At 45.9% G+C, this 7,773-nt stretch carries 8 protein-coding genes and 3 pseudogenes; 9 read left to right on the top strand and 2 right to left on the bottom strand.

The genetic code is table 11. The annotated features are described in order from the left end of the window. Nucleotides 1-65: 65 nt before the first annotated feature. The 3 genes and pseudogenes from C6A40_RS24230 to C6A40_RS24220 form a co-directional block, all read left to right on the top strand. Nucleotides 66-563 (top strand): annotated as a pseudogene (locus C6A40_RS24230) (IS3 family transposase); the annotation flags it as partial. A gap of 214 nt (nt 564-777) precedes the next feature. Continuing rightward, nucleotides 778-1,047 (top strand): type II toxin-antitoxin system TacA family antitoxin, encoded by a 270-nt coding sequence (locus tag C6A40_RS24225; protein ID WP_048213818.1) that lies wholly within the window; start codon nt 778-780, stop codon nt 1,045-1,047. Between the two features lie 3 nt (nt 1,048-1,050). Beyond that, on the top strand, nt 1,051-1,581 hold the full coding sequence (locus tag C6A40_RS24220; protein WP_048213819.1) for a GNAT family N-acetyltransferase: 531 nt from the start codon (nt 1,051-1,053) through the stop codon (nt 1,579-1,581). Nucleotides 1,582-1,665: 84 nt separating this feature from the next. Here C6A40_RS24220 and C6A40_RS24215 read toward each other — a convergent pair whose 3' ends face one another. Both C6A40_RS24215 and C6A40_RS24210 read right to left on the bottom strand, forming a co-directional pair. Beyond that, a complete protein-coding gene (locus C6A40_RS24215; RefSeq protein ID WP_048213820.1) occupies nt 1,666-2,670 on the bottom strand; it encodes a hypothetical protein in 1,005 nt (334 codons plus the stop codon). Nucleotides 2,671-2,674: 4 nt separating this feature from the next. Further along, nucleotides 2,675-2,920, bottom strand: a complete 246-nt coding sequence (locus tag C6A40_RS24210; protein WP_048213821.1) for a hypothetical protein — start codon at nt 2,918-2,920, stop codon at nt 2,675-2,677. Nucleotides 2,921-3,093: 173 nt separating this feature from the next. Between C6A40_RS24210 and C6A40_RS25555 the strand changes: the two are divergent. The 6 genes and pseudogenes from C6A40_RS25555 to C6A40_RS25410 all read left to right on the top strand — a co-directional run. Then, a pseudogene (locus C6A40_RS25555) lies at nt 3,094-3,306 on the top strand (hypothetical protein); the annotation flags it as partial. A 183-nt stretch (nt 3,307-3,489) separates the two neighbouring features. Beyond that, nucleotides 3,490-3,852, top strand: coding sequence for a hypothetical protein (locus C6A40_RS24200; protein WP_000533745.1), 363 nt, complete (start codon nt 3,490-3,492; stop codon nt 3,850-3,852). 17 nt (nt 3,853-3,869) lie between these two features. After that, entirely contained in the window at nt 3,870-4,679 is an 810-nt protein-coding gene (locus tag C6A40_RS24195) for a hypothetical protein (protein WP_000654269.1), read from the top strand. A gap of 564 nt (nt 4,680-5,243) precedes the next feature. After that, nucleotides 5,244-6,587: a P-loop ATPase, Sll1717 family gene (locus tag C6A40_RS24185; protein WP_239991073.1), complete on the top strand. Its 1,344-nt coding sequence runs from the start codon at nt 5,244-5,246 to the stop codon at nt 6,585-6,587. Nucleotides 6,588-7,140: 553 nt separating this feature from the next. Further along, nucleotides 7,141-7,413, top strand: coding sequence for a type II toxin-antitoxin system ParD family antitoxin (locus C6A40_RS24180; RefSeq protein ID WP_153669782.1), 273 nt, complete (start codon nt 7,141-7,143; stop codon nt 7,411-7,413). Then, nucleotides 7,400-7,727 (top strand): annotated as a pseudogene (locus C6A40_RS25410) (type II toxin-antitoxin system RelE/ParE family toxin). The gene C6A40_RS24180 and the pseudogene C6A40_RS25410 overlap by 14 nt, the downstream one beginning before the upstream one ends. Nucleotides 7,728-7,773 lie beyond the last annotated feature (46 nt).

The following is a 7,773-nucleotide window of genomic DNA, read 5'->3' as shown; positions in this document are numbered from 1 at the left end:
CGCTGAAAGGTGCACGTCCGGTTCGGGGAGGAGAGGCAGGGAAATAGTCCGACTACGCCCTGCCTCTTACTCTACTCCGCACCTGGCAGGGCTGGCTGTATCTGGCGGTGGTTATCGAGCTCTTCGCCCGTAACGTGGTGGGCTGGTCGATGAAGCCCACTCTCTCACGCGAACTGGCGCTGGATGCACTGATGATGGCGGTCTGGCGGCGAAAACCGGACGGCGAGGTCATCGTAAATAGCGATCAAGGTAGCCAGTATGGCAGTGACGACTGGCAGCGCTTCTGCCGGGCCAATAACCTGGCTCCGAGTATGAGCCGGCGTGGCAATTGCTGGGATAATGCGGTGGCCGAATCGTTCTTCAGTTCACTGAAAAAAGAACGTATCAGGAAGAGAATATACAAAACCCGGGATCTGGCCCGGGCGGATATCTTCGATTACATTGAAGTGTTCTACAACCGGGCCCGGCGCCACAGTCATCTCGGTGGCGTCAGTCCGGAGGCCTTCGAACAGGCCTCCGTCGTGAGGACAGAATTTGTCCACTGTTGTGGGGGTAGTCCATAAATGATTCTGAGGTGTCTGTTAAACCCATGGCGATTCATTTCTCTGTACCTTTACGTGCTGTGCCTAGATCCATAGCTAACTTGTGGTTGAAACCTGCATACCATAACACTATTATATTTGTACGGCATACCTCCGTACATGCTATCGCCTTAAGTCCCGAACTTAACAAAACAGTCCGCTCTTTCAGATTAAAGAGTGGCCTGGGAGAAAAACCATGTCAGCACTGAAAAAGCAGCGCATTGACCTGAGATTAAATGAAGACGACAAACACATGATCGAAGAAGCTGCAGCAATGACTAACCAGTCAATTTCGCAGTTCATGGTCAGTACCGCCTCAGAACGCGCTGCAGAAGTTATTGACCAGCACCGTCGTCTGCTCCTCAATGAGGAGTCCTGGAACCTGGTTATGGATGCAATCACTAATCCGCCAGTACCGAATGACCGGCTGAAACGCGCCGCTAACCGTCTCCGGGAACTGGAGTAATAAATGGACGGTTTAAGGATTGAGATTTTTTCAGAGGAAGTTGAATATGAATTAAGCAACTTCGATTGTGGAGAAGAGTATCTGAATACTTTTCTTACTGACCATCTGAAACGCCAGCACAACAGTAAGATTTTGCGTGGCTATCTGCTCGTGACGAGAGAGGATAAACCACGTGTTATGGGGTACTACACGCTGTCTGGCAGCTGCTTTGAGAAAACACTTCTACCCAGCAAAACGCAACAAAAGCGCGTCCCCTACAAAAATGTGCCGAGCGTGACTTTAGGCCGTCTGGCAATTGATAAAAGCATTCATCACCAGGGATATGGAGAAACACTTGTTACCCATGCTATGAAAGTCGTGTATCAGGCCTCGCAGGCTGTGGGTATACACGGAATGTTCGTGGAAGCGCTGAACGACAACGCCAAAAAATTCTACCTTCGCCTGGGTTTTATACAGTTAAAAGAAGAAAACAGTAATTCGCTCTTCTACCCGACAAAATCTGTTGAAGAATTGTTCGAAGTAAAAGATGAATAAAACTGGTTTAGACTGATCCAGTAAAGCCGTACCGCTTACATAAAGCAGCCTGGTCCTATTACGGTATTTTTGCCGAAATCAGGCCTAGATATCGTCCAGCAGGCTGTTCAGTTCGCGCCGGTCAAATTCTTCCTGACTCATCAGCGGCCAGCGGATAAGGCGGGTGAGGCGGGAAGCCTGATCCGGCGTAAACCCGAATCCGGCCAGCATCGGTGTCATCAAATGGCCGGTATCTTCTTCATACCGATCCGAGCGAAGGGCATCAGGAGTCCCCTCCACGGCTTTTGCCAGCGCCAGGAAACGCTCCTGTAACGGTTGTTCCTTATTACGCCAGCCTGGCTTCACTGCTTTAAGGTGCTCCGGGTTTGTTGCGGATAACCCCTTCACATCGTATTGTCGCAGTGCCCTGAGCAGGTGCTGGTACCAGGTTACTGTCGTGGATGAAGCCTGTCCGCCGGGAAACTCAGCCCCTTTCAGTGAAGGTGTACCCTGTTCCAACGCGGTGCTTTCGTTGATCTGCAGGCGGATATCAATGCCGGCATCGTGACAGGCCTGTAACCACTCCGCCACCTGCAGGGGGTCGCTTTCGAGGCGCGTCACCTGCCCGGCAGAGGTCCACAGCTGCAGGCAGGTGGTGCCGTCAAGACGGATAACGTAGTCTCCCCGGCACGCCAGATGCCAGCGATCACTCAGCTCCACCGGGCGGTCGTCACCGAATGTGTCGGACGCATACACCGGCTTTAGCCGGACCAGGGGCAGGACCCGGACCACCGTCGCGCGCTGCTCAGTCTGCACTCGTTCGCGTTCGGCGGCCAGCAGGGGGACGGCGATTGCCCGTCCACTGTCCGTCAGCTCGACAGCCAGCTGCAGATTCGGCGCACGTAGCGTGCGCAGCCAGCCCGAGGCTTCCATGCGCCGGCAGGAGGCACGCAGGTTCGGTCCGTACACCGGGGCGTCCCCACCCTGCTCCAGCAGATGTTCCAGGTCCCGGGTACGGACACAGGTAATGTCATTGTGCTCAAGACCTGCCAGCACAATCAGCACGCGCCGCTGCAGCGGTGACGGACGGCGGACGTTCACCGTTGTCACGATGTCAGTCCTCTATCCTAAAGACGAGGGTGTGCAGGCGCTGCCAGTCGGCCTCAATGCGTTCATAATCTCCCACGCCTGAATAGCCACGATTCACCAGCCTGTGCCAGAAATGCAGGAAGTCCGTTGCTTTACTCAGCTCCTGAGGATAGTAAGGGCCTTCCTTGTTGAGATCACATTTCTGTATCGACTCCTCGGCTTCCTGCAACAGCTGCTCATAGCTGAGTGAAAACGTCACTTCCTGATCCATCCTGCACGCTCCGTTTGATGATGTGTGGTTATATAATAAATCATACTAAGAATTTTTATTGCTATTTTAGTTCAAATCATATCAGATATGATTGATAGTAAAGTGATAAATATCATACCTAGTATGATTTTGTTTGTATTGTTATAAAATCATATCAATTACGCGTTTCCCACCGTGTAGATCCGAAAAGCGGTAGTCCCGGATCTGCTTTCCGGCCTCCGGCGCGCTGCGGCCCGGCAACACAAGATGTAGCGGTGTTCTCAGCTGGCTGTGACGCTATATGTTGTGTCCTTCCCCTGCCCCGTGACCGGCCGCTCACCACCATAAAAGGGCGATATGGTTATTTCGTGTGCGTGGTACACTTCCGGAAATCCGTTAAATTATAGAAAGTTGGATCAGGTGAAAACGGGGACCCGGTAATTTAACTACGTGGTTATATGGCTGCTTGTTATCAGGTGAGAAATAATCACGGCTTGGAAAATAATCCGTCATGATGATGAGAAGAGTTAATGTCGTGAAACTGGTTGTGGCGAGTGACTATTTGTCAGCTAAACACAAAGGAGTTCAGAATGGGACGTTCAATACCGGTGAAGATTGGTCAGAAGGAATTTGCATCAAAACAGAAAGCCCGCGGCTATTACATGGATCAACGACCTGACGTGAAAGCTGTCGGGATCATTTCAGAAGGTGACTATTTTGAAGAGCTGAAGGAACTGTTCACCCTCTATTGTGACAGTTGTCCGGGCTGGGAACTGAACGGTCGTCTGATTAAACATTTTACGGTTCAGAATGAACCTCGTTTTACGAATGGCCGCTGGGTGTCACATCCCTGCTATAAGGTCCAGCTGAGCAACGGTGAGCTGAGACCGTTTTCGGTTGAAAAGGCAATAGACGCCATCGTAAAAGCAGCTGCAGCTGATCAACAGAAATAGAAGGCGGGATTTCTCATATGAAAGACATGATGATTGATATTGAAGCGGAACGATTTAATGAATGGCTTGAGGAAAATTACCCGGATATTGTCCCTGAGTCTGAAGCATGGGAGGAGGCCGCGAACCTGTATTACTGGGAGCAGGAGGCGCTTGCTGATCAGGCTCAGTGGGATCATGAACATGGACTGTTCGTGGTTTCCCTGAACGATGTTCATCAGCGTCACCGGCACGCAAGACAGGAGCTGCAGAAGCTACATGCCCTGCTCGACAGAGAGCAGCCAGAACTGGTGTACAGGATGTCTTTCGTCCATGCAGTGACTGTCATGGAAGCATACCTGATGTACTGCGCCAGGGCTCTGCTGGAACATGACTGGCCTCTTAAACGCTTCAGGGATGAATATTACCTGAATTCAGAACGCGTCAAAAAAAACAAAAAGCAGTCTGTGCGTGAGATGGAACTTGATATGTTCAGGCCCGCCGCACGCAATTATGTTTCCCGAATGACGTTTCATAACGTTAAAACCATTGAGCGCTATTTCAGCGCCGTGCTGCATACTCCGCCCGTCTGGCCGGTTAAGCCGCTGGACATTATTGCAGACTGGCGAAACGACCTTGTGCACCGTAACGGGGTGGATGAGCATGATGTGCCAAGAGGTATATCAGCGCAGCAGCTACAGAATGCTCTTCAGAGAGTGTCTGACCTTATAGAGGCAGCACACCGTTCCCTGTGCCAGGAGGTGGACTATTTCGGAAACTGGCGTAGTGAGGAAAACCGGGAAATCATTGCTTCAGCGCTGAACATATCAACAGACAGAGATGTATCCTGATAACTGGAATCATTATACTCGTACTGCAGACAGTCTCGGTTGCTCAGTAGCCGGTGGTCATCGATTACCCTGCCGTGCTGGCGGTGGAAGTGAGCTTACTACGGCCCGGATCTTTAGCACAAAATGCTGCTGTCGAAGCTCTGGAACACTGGTGCGCGCATTAACCAGGCGCTGAGCGATAGGCCAAGAGTGCCAATTTTGCCCGTCAGTTTTCCCGTAACTATGCTCTTTCTAACGTAACTCTTTACACCATTTGTAAGAAGTTCAATGAAGTCGCTAAAGAAAAATGGTTTGAGCCGCTTGAAGAAGAGACGCACGTTTCTGAATACGAATAGCAGAAGCCATACTGAAGCATGAACGTTCGAGATGATATTGAGCTGAAAATATTGACGACAAAGAACAAGCGAGAAGCAGTTATCCTAATAGTTGCAACTATTAATAAAAATTGAAACACTCAATACTTTTATTCTATGATCTCCATCGCAATTTCTATCAATTTAAATACAATTATCAAAAATCAATTATAATGTAATAATAAAACCAATTAATAGCGTTGAGGAAATTATGAGCATAAACCCTATAATAATAAGGCAAAATTTTAAAATCGGCGAATTGGACGCTGAATCAGACACACTTCTCTTGGAAAACTGTTTTATTGATAGTGGTTATCTTTCTAAACTATTAAACCCATCTGATACATCATCTATAGTTATAGGAAGAACAGGCGCAGGAAAAAGTGCTTTGTTGCACATGGTGGCAAACAAAGCACATAAATATAAAAAACTTGACCCTAATGATATTTCAATAGGTTTTCTAGAGCATTCAGATATAATTTCATTTTTTGAAGAGTTAAATGTTAATCTTGATATGTTTTATAAAGTATTATGGCGACATATTGTAATTATGGAATTATTAAAAATACGCCATGACATTAAGAGTGAATCTGATACGAATAGCTTTTTCTCAAACTTGCTTAGCAGGCTAAAAAAAGATGAGATAAAACGAAAAGCCCTTGAGTATTTTAGGGAGTGGGGAGATAAATTTTGGATAGATACTGACACCCATCTTAGGGAAATAACATACAAACTGGAACGTGATACTAAGGCTTCGATTGGCACAGAATACAGTGCTGTAAATCTTAGTGCTGAATATGCAAAAAAACTAACCGAAGAACAAATACATGATGTTAAGAAACGAGCAAATGAGGTTGTCAGTAGGTTACAGATTCAAAAACTTAATGAAATACTTTCATTGCTTGCTGAATATTCTTTTGATGACCCACAAAAAAACTATTACATCATTATTGATCAACTGGATGATAACTGGGCGGAAAATGATACAAGATATAAATTTATAAGAGCGCTAATTGAAGAGATTAAGGTGTTTCGTAAAATTAAAAATATCAAAATAATAGCTGCTTTACGCCTGGACCTTTTACGATCAGTATTTAATATTACAAGAGGCTCTGGTTTTCAGGAGGAAAAATATGAGTCATATATACTTGATATAAAATGGACCTCTCAACAACTAACCGAATTAGTCCAAAAACGAGTGCGAGAGGTATACAAAAGACAATATACTCGAGAAGATGTTACTATTAAAGATATATTTCCAAAAGCAAAGGGGGGGCATTTAGGCATCACCCCTATTGAATATATAATTGAAAGAACATTATTTCGACCAAGAGACGTTTTACAATACGTGAATGAGTGTTTTAATGTGGCACTTAACAGAGAAAGAATATCATGGGATTCAATTCATAAAGCGGAGGCAGTCTATTCCTTAAAGCGCCTGAGATCTCTAAAAGAAGAATGGGGGGATATATACCCTTCCTTTGAGGAAACAATTGAAATACTGAGAAATCTTCCTGATAAATTTAGTAGAACATCTATGTCAAAAACACTATAGACGCGGTATTAAGTGAATTATCCATTCAAAATACTACTGATCCATGTGCTATTACAGCAAACAAATTTTTAGAAGGAGAATCAAGAGAACAGGATGTCATTAATGAAATAATGCTTTGTCTTTATACAGTTGGAATTGTAGGTTTCAAGATTAGTAGCCTGACACCTTACAAATGGGCATTCAGAGACAGTACACCAACAACAAAAAATGAAATCAAACGTGCCAGTCTGATGAAAATTCATAAGATGCTCCATTCAGCTCTAGATATAAGAATAATTACTGGAAATCGCTATGAACGCGATGATGAGGAAGATATTGAGTGTTCTTAATTATATTATCTTTTGGTTTATAACATTTTTTGCCAGAAACAAGGATTATTCCCACACACACTAAGAAACTTTACTTTGAAGATGGACGGATGACAGCAGGAGCCGTCCTCTTTTCTGTTACTTACATTCTGACATTCCTCCATTTATCCCAAATATTCAGTACTTGACGCACCTTTGAGTATCATTCAAACTGATTGTAAGATTTAAACTTACAATCGTGAGGCTTGTATATCGCCAGAACAATAACAGTGGATCTCGGACACGAACTCCGTGACTTCATAGAATCTCTCATTGAATCAGGTGATTATCGTACGCAGAGTGAGGTGATCCGCGAGTCACTTCGTCTCCTTCGCGAGAAACAGGCAGAATCACGTCTCCAGACCCTGCGGAATTTACTGGCAGAAGGCCTGAGCAGCGGCGAGCCTGTGGTGTGGGAAAAGGACGCGTTCCTGAAAAAAGTTAAAGCAGGCACAAAGCCTGCCGGTGAAAAACGTTAAACTCACACCTAAAGCCAGTCAGGATCTTGAGGATATCTGGTATTACGGCTACCACCATTTTCGGTGAGGAGAGGGCCGACAGATATATTAATCAGCTCTCCGCTTTTTTTTTGTTTTGGAGTGCTCATAATATCGGTACTCCCCGTCCTGAACTGGGGGAATACATATTGGCACTACCCGTTGAATGACATATGCTTTATTTTCTGCAGACTGATACTGAAATTATTATTATCCGTATATTAAGTCAGCATCAGGATGCCGGCCGTCATCTCAACTGGGCAGTGGCTTTGTTGAATAAATCAGATTTCGGGTAAGTCTCCCCCGTAGCGGGTTGTGTTTTCAGGCAATACGCACGCTTTC

The organism is Enterobacter sp. GER_MD16_1505_Eko_090 (assembly GCF_003331015.1).
GTDB classification, from domain to species: Bacteria; Pseudomonadota; Gammaproteobacteria; order Enterobacterales; family Enterobacteriaceae; genus Enterobacter; species Enterobacter roggenkampii.
The sequence above is the reverse complement of the archived record's forward strand: the minus strand, read 5'-3'. Positions and strand labels throughout refer to the sequence as shown.

Bases quoted from the DNA above. Each gene is read 5' to 3' on its own strand.
- C6A40_RS24220 (WP_048213819.1), top strand. From the start codon at position 1,051: ATGGACGGTTTAAGGATTGAGATTTTTTCAGAGGAAGTTGAATATGAA.
- C6A40_RS24200 (WP_000533745.1), top strand. From the start codon at position 3,490: ATGGGACGTTCAATACCGGTGAAGATTGGTCAGAAGGAATTTGCATCA.
- C6A40_RS24185 (WP_239991073.1), top strand. From the start codon at position 5,244: ATGAGCATAAACCCTATAATAATAAGGCAAAATTTTAAAATCGGCGAA.
- C6A40_RS24225 (WP_048213818.1), top strand. From the start codon at position 778: ATGTCAGCACTGAAAAAGCAGCGCATTGACCTGAGATTAAATGAAGAC.
- C6A40_RS24210 (WP_048213821.1), bottom strand. From the start codon at position 2,920: ATGGATCAGGAAGTGACGTTTTCACTCAGCTATGAGCAGCTGTTGCAG.
- C6A40_RS24195 (WP_000654269.1), top strand. From the start codon at position 3,870: ATGAAAGACATGATGATTGATATTGAAGCGGAACGATTTAATGAATGG.